Consider the following 16,160-nt stretch of genomic DNA (forward strand, 5'->3'; position numbering starts at 1 on the left):
GTTCTGTTCAACCAATCGGGGCAATATACGACATATGTCCGCGGAAGCGTTTCACCCCGCCAACGACCTGCCCCTCCCCCAGGAACGATTTCTCAACCGCGAGGAGAGCTGGCTCCAGTTCAACGAGCGGGTGCTCGAACTGGCCGAGGACGCCTCGGTGCCGCTGCTGGAGCGGGTGCGCTTCCTCGCGATCTTCGCGAGCAACCTCGACGAGTTCTTCCGCGTACGGGTGGCAGGGCTGAAACGGCGGATGGCCACCGGCCTGCTGCTGCGGACCAAGAGCGGGCTCAAGCCCCGTGAGGAGCTGGCCAGGATCGGCACGGTGGCCGACGAGCTGGCCAGACGGCATGCGGCGGCCTTCCACCACCACATCCTCCCGCAACTGGCGGGCGAGGGCATCGAGATCGTCAGATGGGACGACCTGGGCCGGGAGGAGCGCACGGAGCTGCGCAAGCTCTTCAGGGAGCGGATCAGGCCGGTGTTGACGCCGCTGGCCGTCGACCCCGCCCATCCATTTCCCTATATTTCAGGGCTCAGCCTGAATCTGGCCGTCCTGGTGCGCAACCCGTCGACCGATCACACCGTGTTCGCGCGGGTCAAGGTCCCTTCGCAGTTGCCGCGGTTCGTCCCCGCGTCCAAGGACCGGTTCGTGCCGCTGGAGGACGTCATCGCGGCGCATCTCGGCCAGCTCTTCAAGGGCATGGAGATCCTTCAGCACCACGTCTTCCGCGTGACCAGGAATGAGGATCTCGATGTGGACGAGGACGTCACGGAGAACCTCATGCAGGCCCTGGAGAAGGAGCTGCTCAAGCGGCGCTTCGGCCCGCCGGTGCGGCTCGAGGTCGAGGACACGATCACGCCCGAGGTGCTGGCGCCGCTCGTGGAGGAGCTGGAGCTGGCACCCCACGAGATCTACCGGCTGCCGGGGCCGCTCGACCTGAGCGGCCTGCACGCCATCGCCGACCTCGACCGCGGCGAGCTCGGCTACCGGCCGTTCGTGCCCGCCGAGGTGATCAACGCCGAGGACGACGTCTTCTCGATCCTGCGCGAGCGCGACGTGCTGCTGCACCACCCGTACGACTCGTTCGCCACCAGCGTGCAACGTTTCATCGAGGTCGCCGCGGCCGACCCCCGCGTCCTGGCCATCAAGCAGACCCTCTACCGCACCAGCGGCGAGTCGCCCATCGTGGACGCGCTGATCGACGCGGCCGAGGCGGGCAAGCAGGTCGTGGTGGTCGTGGAGATCAAGGCCCGCTTCGACGAGCACGCCAACATCTCCTGGGCCCGCAAGCTCGAACGCGCCGGCTGCCACGTCGTCTACGGCGTCGTCGGGCTGAAGACGCACTGCAAGCTGGCGCTGGTGATCCGCCAGGAAGCCTCGGGCGAGTTGCGCCGCTACTGCCACATCGGCACCGGCAACTACAACCCCAAGACCGCCCGCCAGTACGAGGACTTCGGCCTGCTCACCGCAGACCCGCTGGTCGGCGAGGACGTCACCGACCTGTTCATCCACCTGACCGGCTACTCCAACCACTCCGCCTACCGGCGGCTGCTGGTCGCCCCCCACTCCATGCGCAGCGGTCTGCTGGCCAGGATCGAGCGGGAGATCGCCCACCAGCAGGCCGGGCGCCCGGCCAGGATCAGGATCAAGACGAACTCGCTGGTGGACGAGCCGATCATCGACGCGCTCTACCGGGCGTCCAGGGCCGGCGTGCCGGTGGATCTCTGGGTGCGGGGCATCTGCACGCTCCGGCCAGGGATTCCAGATTTGTCCGAAAATATCCGCGTAAGGTCGGTCTTGGGGCGCTTCTTGGAGCACTCCCGGGTGTACGAGTTCGGCCTGGGACGGCGGCCCGAGGTCTGGATCGGCAGCGCCGACCTGATGCGCAGAAACCTGGACCGCCGCGTCGAAGCCCTGGTCAAGGTGACATCCCAGCAGCACAAGACGTACCTCGTCGAGCTGATGGACCGGGCCATGGCCGAGACGACCAACACGTGGTGGCTCGGTTCCGACGGCACGTGGGTCCGCCACCCGGGCGAGGACCTGCAGAGCCACCTCATCGGCACCCGCCGCTGGAGGACCGTTGACGACTGACCTGCTCCGCGCGGCCGGGGCCGTGGTCTGGAGGGGCGAGGAGAGCAGCCCCGACGTGGCCGTCATCCACCGCCCCGCCTACGACGACTGGACCTTCCCCAAGGGCAAGCTGAAGTCCGGCGAGCACGTGATCGCCGCCGCCCTGCGCGAGGTGCGCGAGGAGACCGGCATGACGGTCGCGCTCGGCCGCGCGCTGCCGCCCATCCACTACCTCAGATCCGAGCGGCTCAAGCGGGTGGACTACTGGGTGGGCAGGGTGGTCGCCGACGACGGGTTCGTGCCCGGCGACGAGGTGGACGAGCTGCGCTGGCTGCCGGTGGACGAGGCCAGGCGGCTGCTGACGTACGAGTGGGACGCGGGGCTGCTGCGGGCGCTGGCCGCCGCGCCCCTGGAGACCACGCCCCTCGTCCTCGTCCGGCACGGCTCGGCCGGCTCCAGGAGCGAGTGGCCGGGCGAGGACGCCGAACGCCCGCTCGACGACGCCGGGCGAGCCCAGGCGGCGAGCCTGGCCACCGCGCTGCCCGCCTACCGGCCCGAGCTGCTCGTGAGCTCCCCCAGTGCCCGGTGCGTCCAGACCGTGGAGCCGTACCGGGACACGATGCCGCATGGAGCAACGATCCGGATCGAGCCGCTGCTCAGCGAGGAGGACCAGGACCCGCGCGAGACCCCCGCCCTCGTCGGCGAGCTCACGGTGCCCGCGGCGGTGTGCAGCCACGGGAAGGTGCTGCCCGGGCTCATCGAGGCGCTCAGCGGCAAGAGCGTGCACCTGCGCAAGGGCGCCTTCGCCGTGCTGCACCGGGCCGGCGGGCACGTCGTCGGCGTCGAGCGTTACCCGGCGTGAGAGCGCTCACCAGGTGACGGGCCGCCGGGCCGCCCGGCGTGATCACCACAGCCTCGCCCCTGCGGATCGTGGCGTCGCCGATCATGATGTCCTCGTGGGCGTATCCGGGCAGGCCGTGCGGGATCGGCGAGGCGGCACCTCGACCAGCCCGCTCCGTGCGAAGGGGATGACCGGAAGAGTCGTCACAGAACCTGGTCAACCGCTTCGACGGTCTCTGCCCAGACCTTGGGGAACTCGGCGTGTGCCCGCTCGGCCGTGCCGCGCTCGAGCCCGACGAGCAGCCCGTACGTGAAGGTGTCCTCGCCTGCCTGGCGGGCCTTCCCGGCCTCCTTCTGCAGGGTTTCCTGCGCGACCACGCCGTCCTGGTGCGTCCCCAGGATCTCCTGGATGCCCTCGGCGAGTTGGGCCAGCTTGGCCATGGTTCTGCCCAGCGTGGGCCGGAGCGCTTCCGCGGTGTACCGAGCACGTTTGGCCGCCTTGCGCACGTCGTGCATGGCGATCTCACGGCGTTCGGGGTCCTCGATGGCCTGGGCGGTGTCGTACGCCTTGGTCACGCGGTCCCAGTTGGCCGCCGCGATGGTGCTGAGCCGCTCCTGCGCGGGCTTGGCCGCGGCCTTACCCAGCTTCGGGGCTGAGACGAGGGCATCGAGCGAGTCGAGGAGGGTGTAGTAGCGTTCGCCGCTGAGCGCGTCCTTGATCCGCTCGTACGCCTCCTGCTCGCGTTCGTGCAGATCCGCGCCCAGCCGGGTCCGGATGGGGCCCGTGACCAGCTCGGGGGCCAGCCCGTCCAGCGCCTTGCCGAACCTGGCCCTGATGACCTCCAGGTCGCGGGCCTCGCCGAGGACGGCGCCGAGCCAGCGCAGCTCGTCCTGGAGCCGATCGGTGCCGGTCACGACGGTCTTGAACGCCTTGAGCGCGCTGCGCATCCTGCGTGCGGCCACCCTCATCTGGTGCACCGCGTCGTCCTCCGCCCAGCGTACGCGGGGGTCCTGCGAGAGGAGGGCGGACACCTGGCCGGCCAGGTAGGCGACGACGATCTCGCCGGCCGTGCCCGGCTCGGTGGGGGCTTTGGGGAGCGGGGCGGGTTCGAGGAGTTTGGCGAGCTTGCTGGAGGAGGCCGACGGGGTCGCGCCCGCCTTCCTGAGCCGCTTGCCGACCTTGGCCAGCAGCGCCTTGTCGCCGCCTTCGAGCAGTTCGGCCTCGACCTCGCGCCACCGCACGACCATGGGCTCCACGCCGAAGACGGTGCCTTTCACGCGGTCGTCGGCGACCTCGACGAGCCTGGCGTCTCCGTCGAACAGGACCGTGACGCTCCTGCGCGTGTCGAGCTGGGCGACCGGCTGGAGCTCGGCGCCGCGGGTGAAGGCGCGGACGAGCTCGGCCAGCTCCGCTGGAACGATCTTGGTGCTGCGGGTGAGGGGACGGGTGATCTCCTGGCGCGCGCCCTTGGCCTTGGGCAGCTTCAGGTGCCAGCCGGCATCGGCGCCGCCTCGTCGTCTTCTGAGGGTGACGCCCCGGGAGGCCAGCCGCAGATCGGGGGTGTCATAGTAGAGCGCCACGAGCTGGTAAGTCTTCGGGCCGACGACCTCGGCTAGACCGCTCAGGTCCGGAATTTCGTACTCTGCGGTGACATCAAACTTGTCCTCGATCTCGATTCCCACTACACCTCACAAAAGTCCGATTTAGGACAATAATGCCACCCTTAGGTGAACATCAGGCGAATTGCAGGAGCTCGATTCTGTTGCCCACCGGGTCGGAGACGTAGATGCGGCGGAAGCCGGGAAAAAGGTCGTCCGGCACGGCTCCGGGGATCTTCGCGGCGTAGGCGTCGATGTCGTCGACCAGGAACGCGGGGTGGGCCTTGCGCGCGGGCCTGAAGCCGTCCTCGATGCCGAGGTGCACCTCCACGCCCTCGCCCCTGAACCACGCGCCGCCGCGTCCGGCCAGCTCGGACGGCTTGGGCACCTCCTCCAGGCCGAGCACGCCCGCGTAGAACTCGCGCAGCAGCGGCTCGCTCCCCGCGGGCGCGGCGAGCTGCACGTGATGCAGTGCTCTGATCATTATCGTCCCTCCCTCATTTCTGCAGCACGACGAAGATTCTTCTGAACGGAAACGGCGTGCCGTAATTTCTGGCCGGATAGGCGTCGGCGAGCACCGGGGCGAGGTCGCGCTTGAACCGCCGCTGCTCGTCCGGGGCGAGGCGGTCGAACACCGGCCGCAGAGCGGTGCCCGACACCCAGTCGAGCACCGGATTCTCACCATGGAGCACGTGGATGTAGGTCGTCTCCCAGGCGTCGACCTGAGAGCCGCCCTGGTTGAGCAGGTCGAGGTAGTCGAGGGGCTCGTCGACCGGCTTCACCCTGAGAACGTCGCCGAGCCGGTCGGACCAGGCGCGGGAGGCGCACAGCTCGCGGATCGCGACATGGCTGGGCGCATCGAAGTTGCCCGGCACCTGGAAGGCCAGCCAGCCGCCCGGCGCCAGCTCCTCGACCCAGTGCTCCAGCACCGAGTGGTGCTCGGGCACCCACTGCAGCACGGCGTTGGAGACGATCACGTCCACCGGCCGGTCGGGCCGCCACATGGCCACGTCGGCGACCGCGAACCTGGCCTTCGCCTCCAGCCGCCGCGCCTTGGAGATCATCGCGGGCGAGGAGTCGAAACCCTCCACGGTCGCGCGGGGCCAGCGAGCGCCCAGCTGGGCGGTGAGCTCGCCGCTGCCGCAGCCGGCGTCCACGACATAGTCGGGATCGACCGCCCCTACCCTGGAGATCAGCTCGATGAAGGGCCTCGACCGCTCGTCCGCATAGACGGCGTACGTCACAGGGTCCCACATATCTCTTGACATGAAGATAATTGATATCGAGAGAGATATCTCGATGTCAAGACAGTACACTCTTGTGTCATGACCGAGGATGCTAGAGACGAGGTCGACCGCCTCGTCGCGGCTTGGCGGACGGAGCGCCCCGACCTCGACGTCGAACCGCTCCAGGTGCTCTCCAGGGTGTCACGACTGGCCAAGCATCTCGACCGGGCTCGACGGGCGGCGTTCGCCGAACACGACCTGGAGCCGTGGGAGTTCGACGTGCTGACAGCGCTGCGGCGGGCCGGCAAACCGTACGAGCTCAGCCCAGGTGCCCTGCTGCGGGCCACACTCGTGACCTCCGGCACCATGACCAACCGCATCGACCGCCTCGCACAGGCCGGGCACGTACGGCGTCGCCCCGACCCCGAAGACCGGCGCGGCGTGCTCGTCTCCCTCACCGAGACCGGCCTCGCCCGCGTCGACGCCGCCTTCTCCGACCTGCTCCGCCGCGAACACGACCTCCTGTCCGGCCTAGGCCCCACCGACCAGCGCGCCCTCGCCTCCCTCCTCCGCACCCTCCTCACCCCGTTCGACTCTCCGCCGTGAACCGCTCCCTCTCGGTGGCATGCCATCACCCACCCGGCTCTCCCTCAGCGGCACGTCATCACCCACCCCGGCCGCCCCGCTCTCCCACTGTGGCGGGTCGAGCCGCCCCGGGTCGGCGTGCGCGCTCTTACTTCTTTTACGGCAAGCCGACTTACCCGCCTCGCCGACGTCGGCGGCCCTCTGTCACGCGCCGGTCGTGAGGGCCAACGGCGCACCCGCCGTTACGAGCGTCCCTTCACCGTCCGCTTCGCTGCGGCGGCACCGGAACGCCAGGTGGTGAGGTCAGTCGCCGAGGCGGTCGGCGGTCTCCAGCCACTCGGCTTCGATGGTGTCCTTCTGGGCGGTGATCTCGCGGAGCTCGGCGTCGAGGGCGCCCAGCCGGGCATAGTCGGTGGCCGCATCGGCCATCGCGGCGTGCAGCCTGGACTCCTGGTCGCTCAGCTTGTCGAGCTGGCGTTCGAGACGGTTGAGCTCCTTGCGGAGCTCGCGCTCCTCCTTGGCCGAGAGCCCGCTCGGAGCGGCAGGGGCCGGATCCGCCGCCGACCCTGGGGAGCCGGCCGCACCGGCGGCGCCGGGGCCCGCAGTCGTGGTGGTGGTCGTGGTGGTGGTCGTGGTGGTGGTCGTGGTGGTGGTACCGGCCACGCGGGCCGTCAGGGCCGTGCCGGCGGCGCGGCGTTCGAGATATTCGTCGACCCCGCCGGGCAGCAGCGACAACTTCCCGTCACCCAGAAGCGCGACGCAGCGATCGGTCACCCGCTCAAGGAAGTAGCGGTCGTGGCTCACCAGGATCAGCGTGCCGGGCCAGCCGTCCAGCAGGTCTTCGAGCTCGTTGAGCGTCTCGATGTCAAGATCGTTGGTGGGCTCGTCGAGCAGCAGCACGTTGGGGTCGTCCATGAGGAGCCGGAGCAGCTGCAGCCGTCGCCGCTCACCACCAGAAAGGGAGCCGACGACCTTCCACTGCGCCTCACCCTTGAACCCCAGGCGTTCGAGCAACTGGGACGCCGACCATTCCTTCTTGCCGACCTGGAGGTATTTGCGAATTTCCTCCACCGACTCCAGCACCCGCCGCTGCGGGTCGAGCTCGGCCAGCTCCTGTGACAGGTGCGCCAGGCGTACCGTCTTGCCCCTGACCACCCGGCCCTCGTCGGGCTTGACCGTGTCGGCGAGCAGCCGCAACACCGACGACTTGCCGGACCCGTTGACGCCGATCAGACCGATCCGGTCTCCCGGGCCGAACTGCCACGTCAGCCGATCGAGCACCAGCGGCCCGCTGCCCGGCCCGCCCGCGTGCAGGGTGACGTCGTCGAGGTCGTAGACCGTCTTGCCGAGGCGGGCCGCGGCGAACCGCATCAACTCCACGGTCTCCCGCGCCGGCGGCTCGTTCGCGATCAGTGCCTGGGCGGCCTCGATGCGGAACTTCGGCTTCGACGTACGGGCGGGCGGACCGCGCCGCAGCCACGCGATCTCCTTGCGCATGAGGTTCTGGCGGCGCTCCTCGGCGGCCTGGGCGATCCGCGCCCGCTCCGCCTTGGCCAGCACGTAAGCGGCATATCCGCCCTCATACCGTTCGACCCGTCCGTCCACGACTTCCCACGTGCGGGTGGACACCGCGTCGAGGAACCACCGGTCGTGCGTCACGACCACCAGCGCGCTCTTCCGCCCCGCCAGATGCCCGGCCAGCCAGGCGATCGCCTCGATGTCGAGGTGGTTGGTGGGCTCGTCGAGCATGACCAGGTCATGGTCGTCGATCAGCAACTGCGCCAGCGCCGTACGCCTGCGCTCGCCACCGGACAGATCGGCGGCCCTGGCCTCCAGGTCGAGGTCGCCGATCAGGTTGGCCAGGATCTCGCGAACCCGCTGATCGCCGGCCCACTCGTGCTCCGCCAGCCCGCCGAGCACGATCTCCTTCACGGAGGCGTCGGGGTCGAGCTCGTCACGCTGCGACAGGAAGCCCACGCGCAGCCCGCGGTTGTGGGTGACCCGGCCGGTGTCCGGCCGCACTGCCCCGGCGATGACGGACAGCAGGGTCGTCTTACCGCCCCCGTTGCGCCCGACAACCCCGATGCGCTCCCCCGCTTCTACGCCCAGGGAGACGTCGCTGAGGAGTGGCTTGGGCCCGTAAGCATGTGAGACCGACTCAAGGTTGACCAGATTCATGGCGATCCCAGGGTATCGGCTCGCCGCGGGCCGACCGACAGCAAGAGCGGTCCACCCCGGGCGGGTCGGCGGCGAGACGGGAGTGCGACGGTCACCGTACAGGGATGACGGCGCTCAGCCGGACATGGCGGCACCGGTGAGGGATGACGGCCCTCGAACGAGCGACCACCGCGCAGAGAAGAGGACGGAAGGGCGGTTCCTCAGAGGAGGAACTGGGCGGTCAGAGGAGGGTGGCGCCGGCGACGGGGCCGTGGGCGGGGACGGCGGTGTGAGCGGCGCCTGTCGTGGTCAGCCCGCGGGCCAGATCGCGGGCGTGCAGGGCGTCGATGGCCAGGAACGCACACGTCGGGCCGGAGCCGGAGACGATCGCCCCCAGCGCGCCGTGCTGGCGTCCTGCTTCGAGGGTCGGCGCGAGCTCCGGGCGGAGGCTGAACGCGGCCTCCTGGAGGTCGTTGCTCAGGTGGGCGCCCAGAGCGTAGGCGTCGCCGGTGCCCAGAGCCTCCATCAGCGAGTCGTCGATCTGGGGCCAGGGCACCTCGGCGGCCGCGGCCTCCCTGAGGCGGTCGCACTCCGCGTAGACGCTGGCGGTGGAGAGACCACCGTCCGCCAGCGCGAACACCCAGTGGAACAACCCCCCGGTGGGCAACTCGCTCAGCTGCTCGCCGCGGCCCGTGCCGACCGCTGTGCCCCCGAGCAGGGAGAACGGCACGTCGCTGCCGAGGTCGGCGGCGATCTCCATGAGGTCTTCGAAGGGCAGCCCGAGCCCCCACAGCTCATTGCAGGCCACCAGCGCGCCCGCCGCGTCGGCGCTGCCACCCGCCATCCCGCCGGCGACCGGGATGTCCTTCTGGATGAGCAGGTCGGCGCCGTAGCCGCGGCCTGCGTGTTTGGCGAGCGCGCGGGCAGCCCTGATCGCCAGGTTGCCGTCGTCGACCGGCACCTGATCGGACCACTTTCCCGACACCGACACGGTGATCGCCTCGGACTCCTTGGCCGTCACCTCATCGAAGATCGATACGGCGTGAAAGACGTTGACCAGGTCGTGGAAGCCGTCCTCCCTGAGCGGGCCGACAGAAAGTTGCACGTTGACCTTCGCAGGCACACGTACGGTCACCGAACTCATCGATCTTCTGCCACTTTCATCACTTGCCGGGGTCAAGGACACTCGATGTTATCGGGGCACGCCGCCCTGACATGCGGTTCTCGAAAGATCGCGCCGCTGGCAACGGCCCTGCAACACATAGAGTCAAGGTCATGGGCTTATGCCCCGATCCCAATCGGTTACAAATCGTGATGTCTTGCCGCCGGTCGCTCCACTGCGGTTCGGCGCCGAGAACACGCACGCCGACGCTACCCCGCCCAGGCGAGATCACCGCATCTCGACGGCTCGACCAGGTCGCCGGACTGGCCGGGTTTGCGGTCGGGTGCGGAGGGTCGACCGCGAGCGAGGAGGGTGTGTGCGTTGGCTGAGGTGACGGTGATCGAGGTGCCGCAGTGGCGGGGGTCGGGAGCTCCCACGGCGCAGCGGCTGCGGGAGGGCGCGCGGTTGCTCGCCGACATGGTGGACGCCGATCACCGGGTGCTGGTGGACGCCGATGACGATCTCGTCGGCACCGCCGCCAGGGTGCGGGAGGCAGTCGCGCCGGTGCGTGCTGGGCTGGTGGTCACCGCGGGCGGCGACTGCGGGGTCGAGTTGGAACCTGTGGCGGCGGCGCGGAAGCGGTTTGGGGATCGGCTGGTCGTCGTCTGGTTCGACGCTCATGGGGATCTCAACACGCCTGAGTCGTCGCCTTCCGGGGCTTATCACGGGATGGTGCTGCGCGCGCTCACCGGAGAGGGGCCCGAAGGGTTGGTGCCGGAGGTGACGGTGCCGCCGGAGCGGATCGTGCTGGCCGGCGGACGCGATCTCGACCGCGCGGAGGCGGAATTCGTCCAAACGCGAGGGATCCGGCATGTCCTGGAGGCGGATGCCGCGGCCCTCGTGGACGCGGTCGCGGCCTGCCACGGCACCCCGCTCGACGCAGCGGTCGGCTCTTCGCGCGGCACGGCGGCCGGTGCGACCGACGGGGATTCGCGTGGCGCGGCGGCCGTTTATGTGCACATCGATTTTGACGTGCTCGATCCGCAGGTCTTCGCGAGCGTCGGTAGCCCGGCGCCTGGTGGACTGCATCCCGATCAGCTCCTTGCTCTGGTCGGCGCCATCGCCGAACGGTATGAGGTGGCAGGCCTGGGACTCACGGAATATGAGCCGTCCAGGCGGGAGGACCAGGAGTTGCTCTCCGGCCTGGTCGAGCAGGTGGTCGATGTCTGCTCGGGACGGTGAGGGGCGAGCCCGGCCGTGGCCCGCGGAGGGCGGCGCGGACAGCGGTCAGCCCGGGCGTACGGCGCCGCGGAACGCGGAGCGGAAGTAGGGCGAGCGGAGGAAGTTGACCCTGCGCACCACGTCGCCCGTCTTGGGAGCATGGATCATGACGCCGCCGCCGAGGAACAGGGCCACGTGGGTGGGGTCGCCCGTGCCACCGCCGAAGAACAGCAGGTCACCTCGGCGGCGAGCGCTCAGCGGAATTCTGCGGCCCTGGCGGAACTGGGCGCCGGTGTAGTGGCTCAGCCGCACCCCGGCTCTGGACCAGGCGTAGAGGGTCAGGCCGCTGCAGTCGAAGCCGGTCGTGGCGGCTCCTCGCCCGATGCCGATGGTGGGGCCCTTGGCTGAGCCTCCTCCCCAGGAGAAGGAGACGCCCAGCTGGCTGAGGGCCGCGGCGGCGGCTGTCTCGCCTCTGGTCGGGGTGCGTTTCGGCTGTGCCAGGGCGGGATCGGGAACGGCGACGAGCGTGGTGCAGAGGCCTCCGCCGAGGGCGAGCCAGATGAGAGCGATGCGTCGGAGCATGCGAGCCTCCCGGGTTCGTACGTGGGTTCGGGAGGCCAGGATGATCCGGCGAGGTGAGGGGACATGGGGCCGAGCGGCATTCTGTGGATGAGGAGCCGCCACAGCAGGCGGGCTGTGGAAAGACCCTGCCCACAGGTTCGCAGGCCACGGCACGAAGAACGTCGCCTCTCTCCGGCGCATTCACGGACGATGTCGTACGCCCTTCGCATCAGTCCTGCAGGATCGTGAGCTCCCCTTCGTCGACGGGCTCCTCGAATCCGGCCAGGTACCTGTTGAGAAGATCCTCGGACACGGTCACAGAGTTGGCCCCGTGCAGCTTGTTGCGCACGGCCAGCCGCCGACGCAGCGTCTCCGGGCTGGCCTTGAGATAGACCAGTTTCCACCGGCACCCATGACTCTCGATCAGGGCCTTGTAGTCGTCACGAGTCGTCCGGCGCCAGAAGCTGTAGTCCAGGACCACCGGTTGGCCGGCTTCCATCAGGTCTACGAGCCGCTTCCTCAACGCTTCCTCGGCAGCCGCCTTGCGGCTTTCGTACTCTGCCGAATCGAACTCGGCGGCATCGCGCCCGAACCGGGTCCAGATCACTTCATCGATCGACAGCCTGACATAGCCGCGTCGCTCCAACGCCTGTGCATAGGTCGACTTGCCTGATCCCGCGATCCCGCACATCATCACGACACACCGCGCCGACGAGCCGGCCGAGCCGGCTGGGGGTTCTTCAGCCACATCAGCGAGATCGTCCAGGCCCTGGGTTCTTGTCTCCACCCCTGCGATTCAACCAGCGTGGCGCACCCCGACGCCGTTCGGGCACCCGGAGGTGCTCGGCGCGTTCGATCAGGGGGCGGATTCGGCTATGCGGACGAAGGCGTGGATGTCGAGTTGCTCGCCGCGCGCCGAAGGGTCCACCCCGGCGGCTCTGAGCGCCCTCTCCGCCCGGGCCGGGCTGCCCGCCCACGAGGCCAGGGCCGCGCGCAGGGTCTTGCGGCGTTGCGCGAAGGCCGCGTCGATCACCGCGAACACCTCTTCCCTCGACGCCGTCGTCGCGGGCGGGTCGCGGCGGACCAGGGAGACCAGCCCGGAATCCACGTTGGGCGCGGGCCAGAAGACCGACCGGCCGACGGGGCCCGCCCTGCGCACGTCCGCGTACCAGGCGGCCTTGACCGACGGAACGCCGTACACCTTGGAGCCGGGACCGGCGGCCAGGCGGTCGGCCACCTCCGACTGCACCATGACCAGGCCCTTGCGCAGCGACGGCAGGGCCTCCAGGAGGTGGAGCACCACCGGGACGGCCACGTTGTAGGGGAGGTTGGCCACCAGGGCCGTGGGGGCGAAGCCCAGCAGATCGGTCTCGGAGATCTTCATGGCATCCGCGTTGATCACCGTGAGCTGCTCGGAGGCGCCGCGGTCGGCGACGGTGAGGGGAAGCTGGTGGGCGAGCACCGGATCGATCTCCACGGCCACCACGTGCGCGGCCGACGCCAGAAGTTCCAGGGTGAGCGAGCCGAGACCGGGGCCCACCTCGATGACGACGTCGTCCGGGGACAGATCGGCCACGCGCACGATGCGGCGGACGGTGCCCCCGTCGATCACGAAGTTCTGCCCTAGCTTTTTTGTCGGACGAAGATCTAGCTTGTTCGCCAAAATACGTATTTCCGCAGGGCCCAACAGCCTCATCATCCCATCAGTCTCCCGCATCGAAGAACCTGCGATGGCGTACGGGGAGACCAGAGGAGAGGATGGCGTGGAACAGGAAGGGACGCACCTGATGGAGCCAACGGGCGCCGCGCCCCTACGCCCGACGGACATGCGGGAGGTCGGGCCCTACCGCCTGCTCGGGCGGTTAGGCGAGGGTGGCATGGGGACCGTGTTCCTCGCGCGGGCGCCGACGGGGCGGTTCGTGGCGCTCAAGGTCGTGAAGGCGGAGTTCGCCAACCAGGAGGGGTTCGCGGCCAGGTTCCACGCGGAGGTCGACAGCGCCCGGCGGGTGGCGTCGTTCTGTACGGCCCAGGTGCTGGACAACGGCAACACCGCGGACGGCAGGCCCTACATGGTGACCGAGTACATCGCGGGCACCCCCCTGTCCGACCAGATCTCGAAGCAGGGGTCCCTGGATCCTGGCCCGCTGCACGGCGTCGCGCTCGGGGTCGCCGCGGCGCTGGCGGCCATCCACGTCGCCGAACTCGTGCACAGGGACCTCAAACCGGCGAACGTGATCCTTTCGCTGTCCGGCCCGAGGGTGATCGACTTCGGGATCGCCAGGGCGCTCGACCGGGAGAGCGGGTTCACGCTCTCCGGCGAACTCCTGGGGAGCCCGGGCTGGTGGGCGCCCGAGCAGGTGCGCGGCGAGCCGGTCAGCCCGGCGGCGGACATCTTCGCCTGGGGCTGCCTGGTGGCGTACGCGGCCAACGGGCGGCACCCGTTCGGCCGGGGCGATCCCATCACGCTGGCCCACCGTGTCCTGAACACCCCGCCCGACCTGGGTACGCTGCCCGCGCCGCTGGACGACCTCGTCCGGCTGGCCACCTCGATGGACCCCTCGCAGCGCCCCACGGCGCAGGACCTGCTGATCGCGCTGGTGGGAGGGAACACGCCCACGCCGTCGATCAATCCGCCCACGCTGGTGGCGACCGAGCTGCTGAACGACCGGCGGCCGCCGCAGGAGGACGATCCGGACGTCACGGCCGCCTTCACGGCTCCCTCGCCGGGTGACACCACGCGCCTGGAGACGGTGATCGGCGGCCCGGGCGTCCCTCCTGACCCGGATGCGCCCCCGCAGGGCGATCCGCGTGACTCCGGCGCCCCGCCTGGCAGGCCACAGCCCGGTGCGGAAAGCCCTCGCGCGAGCTCCCCCGGCGGGACCGGGACGCGGGCGGCACGATCGGACGCGACGCCCGCCGAAGAGCAGGCGCGATCGGGTGCGGCGCCCGCCGAAGAGCAGGCGCGGCCGGGTGCGGCGCCCGCGACCCGTACGGACACCTGGCCCGGGGAGCGGGGCACCCCCACGCCCGCCGGCGAGCCGGCCACGCTCGGCGGCGCGAGGACGTCCGGCACCCGCTGGCTCATCGCCGCCGCGGCCGCCGTGCTGGCCGTCGTCGTGACGGCCGGCGTGCTGATCGTGACCTCCGGCCGTACCGGCACCACCCCCGGCGACGCGGGTGCCGCCTCCCCGACCGGCGCGCGCTCCAATGACGTGGGCCGCAGGTTCGCGCTGGGCTCGGACTTCGACGACCCCGTCGCCGTCGTCGCCTCCGCCCCGGAGTGCGGGCTGAAGACGTACGAGGGGACGACGGCGTCCAGGGGCCAGTTCTGCGTCATCCGCTGGACGATGATCAATCCTGGTGGCGAGCGGAAGCCGCTGGTCCAGCCGGTCATCTCCATGGTCGACGACCGGGGCGCCGAGCATGATCCGGCCGCCGTCACCCTTCCCCCTGCCATCCTGCCCGGCGGGCGGGTGGACAGCGCGTTCGTGTTCGACCTGCCCAACTACCGCAGACCCGTGAAGGTGACGGCGACCATGCTGGAGAACGGCAAGCAGATCGAGGTCACGCTGTGATGATCCGGTCCGCCCTCGTCGCGCTCCTGCTCGCCGCGGTGATGCCGCTCGTGTCCGCCTCGGGGGCCGCGTGCGCGGGAGAGTCCGACTTCGACGGTGACGGCGTGGCCGACGTCGCGGTGGGCGACCCGTTCGGCGACGGGCAGAAGGGGTCGGTGCACGTGCTGTCGGGCGGCAAGGTCGTTCCCGTCACCGTTCCCGGCCTGGCCAGGGGCGACGCGTTCGGCTGGTCGGTGCGGCTGGCCAGGGTCGACGGTGACGCCTGCGCCGACCTCGTGATCGGCGCCCCGTACGCGGACGTCGACGGCGCCGAGGACGCCGGGGCCGCCTACGTCGTCTACGGCGCCGGCTCCTCGCCCCCGCAGCGGCTGACGGCGGCCCGGCCGCAGCGGTTCGCGCACTTCGGCTGGTCGCTGGCCGCGCGTGGCGACCTGGTGGCCATCGGCGCGCCGTACGAGGACGAGAACCGGCTGCTCGACGTGGGCGCCCTCTACGTGCGCAAGGGCACGGGCGAGCTGCGCAGGATCAGCCAGGAGTCCGTGGACGTGCGGGGTAACAGCGAGGTGGGCGACCAGTTCGGCTGGTCGATGGTGTACGGGCCGGGGAACGCGCTGCTCGTCGGCGTCCCGTACGAGAACGACGACGGCCTGGGCCGCCAGGTCGAGGACGGCAAGATCGACTCGGGCTCGGTCGTCTTCATCGACGACGTCCTGGCGACCCAGCTGACGACGGTGAAGCTGGACTCGCCGACGAACGCCTCGGGCGACAGGTACGGCTACGCGGTGGCCTACGCCGACGGCGCCGGGTACGCGGTGAGCTCGCCGGGCCCGGGGGACGTGCAGCTTCTCGACGAGAACAGGAAGCCGGTGCGCACGGTGACGCAGGCGGGCGAGCAGGCGTTCGGCTTCTCGCTGGCCACGTCCGACGACGGCAGGCTGGCCGTCGGCGCGCCCTTCGGCGGCGGCGTCCGGGTGATGTCGTGGCAGGACCCCTCCGAGGAACGTATCCTGCCGACCCGCGACGGGCTGTTCGGCTGGTCGGTGGCCTTCAGCGGCAACAAGCTCTTCGTGGGGCAGCCGGACGCGCAGCCGGACGGGCGGGTGGAGGTGACGGGCCGCAACGCGGAGACGCCGCGGCCGCTGCAGCCGCCCAAGGGGGCCGACTTCGGGGTGTCGGTGGCCGGTTAGCGGGTCACGAGGTCAGAACAACGGGCGGTCGCC

The 16,160-nt window shown here is 70.3% G+C and carries 14 protein-coding genes; 6 read left to right on the forward strand and 8 right to left on the reverse strand.

What is annotated here, in order from left to right:
- Positions 1 to 34 precede the first annotated feature (34 nt).
- Positions 35 to 2,095 (forward strand): RNA degradosome polyphosphate kinase, encoded by a 2,061-nt coding sequence (locus ABGA98_RS42435; protein ID WP_347624145.1) that lies wholly within the window; start codon positions 35 to 37, stop codon positions 2,093 to 2,095.
- Entirely contained in the window at positions 2,085 to 2,936 is an 852-nt protein-coding gene (locus ABGA98_RS42440) for an NUDIX hydrolase (protein WP_347624146.1), read from the forward strand. The genes ABGA98_RS42435 and ABGA98_RS42440 overlap by 11 nt, the downstream gene beginning before the upstream one ends.
- Positions 2,937 to 3,118: 182 nt before the next feature.
- Here ABGA98_RS42440 and ABGA98_RS42445 read toward each other — a convergent pair whose 3' ends face one another.
- The 3 genes from ABGA98_RS42445 to ABGA98_RS42455 are packed head-to-tail and all read right to left on the reverse strand — an operon-like array spanning position 3,119 to position 5,781.
- Positions 3,119 to 4,597 carry a CYTH and CHAD domain-containing protein gene (locus tag ABGA98_RS42445; RefSeq protein WP_347624147.1) on the reverse strand — a complete coding sequence of 493 codons (1,479 nt, stop codon included), beginning with the start codon at positions 4,595 to 4,597 and terminating at the stop codon, positions 3,119 to 3,121.
- Positions 4,598 to 4,649: 52 nt separating this feature from the next.
- On the reverse strand, positions 4,650 to 4,997 hold the full coding sequence (locus ABGA98_RS42450) for a glyoxalase (RefSeq protein ID WP_347624148.1): 348 nt from the start codon (positions 4,995 to 4,997) through the stop codon (positions 4,650 to 4,652).
- Between the two features lie 13 nt (positions 4,998 to 5,010).
- Positions 5,011 to 5,781 carry a trans-aconitate 2-methyltransferase gene (locus ABGA98_RS42455; protein WP_347624149.1) on the reverse strand — a complete coding sequence of 257 codons (771 nt, stop codon included), beginning with the start codon at positions 5,779 to 5,781 and terminating at the stop codon, positions 5,011 to 5,013.
- A 57-nt stretch (positions 5,782 to 5,838) separates the two neighbouring features.
- Between ABGA98_RS42455 and ABGA98_RS42460 the strand changes: the two genes are divergently transcribed.
- The gene (locus ABGA98_RS42460; protein ID WP_347624150.1) at positions 5,839 to 6,345 is read left to right on the forward strand and encodes a MarR family winged helix-turn-helix transcriptional regulator; all 507 of its coding nucleotides are present in this window, start codon (positions 5,839 to 5,841) and stop codon (positions 6,343 to 6,345) included.
- 282 nt (positions 6,346 to 6,627) lie between these two features.
- On the opposite strand, the gene ABGA98_RS42465 is transcribed toward ABGA98_RS42460, so the two are convergent.
- Positions 6,628 to 8,502, reverse strand: coding sequence for an ABC-F family ATP-binding cassette domain-containing protein (locus ABGA98_RS42465; RefSeq protein WP_347624151.1), 1,875 nt, complete (start codon positions 8,500 to 8,502; stop codon positions 6,628 to 6,630).
- Positions 8,503 to 8,722: 220 nt separating this feature from the next.
- A complete protein-coding gene (locus tag ABGA98_RS42470; protein WP_347624152.1) occupies positions 8,723 to 9,625 on the reverse strand; it encodes a 4-(cytidine 5'-diphospho)-2-C-methyl-D-erythritol kinase in 903 nt (300 codons plus the stop codon).
- A gap of 348 nt (positions 9,626 to 9,973) precedes the next feature.
- Here ABGA98_RS42470 and ABGA98_RS42475 point away from each other — a divergent pair, with 348 nt between their 5' ends.
- Positions 9,974 to 10,825 (forward strand): arginase family protein, encoded by an 852-nt coding sequence (locus ABGA98_RS42475; RefSeq protein WP_347624193.1) that lies wholly within the window; start codon positions 9,974 to 9,976, stop codon positions 10,823 to 10,825.
- Between the two features lie 45 nt (positions 10,826 to 10,870).
- On the opposite strand, the gene ABGA98_RS42480 is transcribed toward ABGA98_RS42475, so the two are convergent.
- The 3 genes from ABGA98_RS42480 to rsmA form a co-directional block, all read right to left on the reverse strand.
- Entirely contained in the window at positions 10,871 to 11,386 is a 516-nt protein-coding gene (locus ABGA98_RS42480) for an NlpC/P60 family protein (RefSeq protein WP_347624153.1), read from the reverse strand.
- A 208-nt stretch (positions 11,387 to 11,594) separates the two neighbouring features.
- Positions 11,595 to 12,152 (reverse strand): ATP-binding protein, encoded by a 558-nt coding sequence (locus tag ABGA98_RS42485; protein ID WP_347624154.1) that lies wholly within the window; start codon positions 12,150 to 12,152, stop codon positions 11,595 to 11,597.
- Between the two features lie 69 nt (positions 12,153 to 12,221).
- Positions 12,222 to 13,082: a 16S rRNA (adenine(1518)-N(6)/adenine(1519)-N(6))-dimethyltransferase RsmA gene (rsmA, locus tag ABGA98_RS42490; protein WP_347624155.1), complete on the reverse strand. Its 861-nt coding sequence runs from the start codon at positions 13,080 to 13,082 to the stop codon at positions 12,222 to 12,224.
- 46 nt (positions 13,083 to 13,128) lie between these two features.
- Between rsmA and ABGA98_RS42495 the strand changes: the two genes are divergently transcribed.
- Positions 13,129 to 14,940: a protein kinase gene (locus ABGA98_RS42495; protein ID WP_347624156.1), complete on the forward strand. Its 1,812-nt coding sequence runs from the start codon at positions 13,129 to 13,131 to the stop codon at positions 14,938 to 14,940.
- Positions 14,940 to 16,127 carry a hypothetical protein gene (locus ABGA98_RS42500; protein ID WP_347624157.1) on the forward strand — a complete coding sequence of 396 codons (1,188 nt, stop codon included), beginning with the start codon at positions 14,940 to 14,942 and terminating at the stop codon, positions 16,125 to 16,127. Before ABGA98_RS42495 ends, ABGA98_RS42500 begins: the two co-directional genes overlap by 1 nt.
- Positions 16,128 to 16,160: the final 33 nt, after the last annotated feature.

Source organism: Nonomuraea sp. B1E8 (genome assembly GCF_039871515.1).
Taxonomy (GTDB): Bacteria; Actinomycetota; Actinomycetes; order Streptosporangiales; family Streptosporangiaceae; genus Nonomuraea.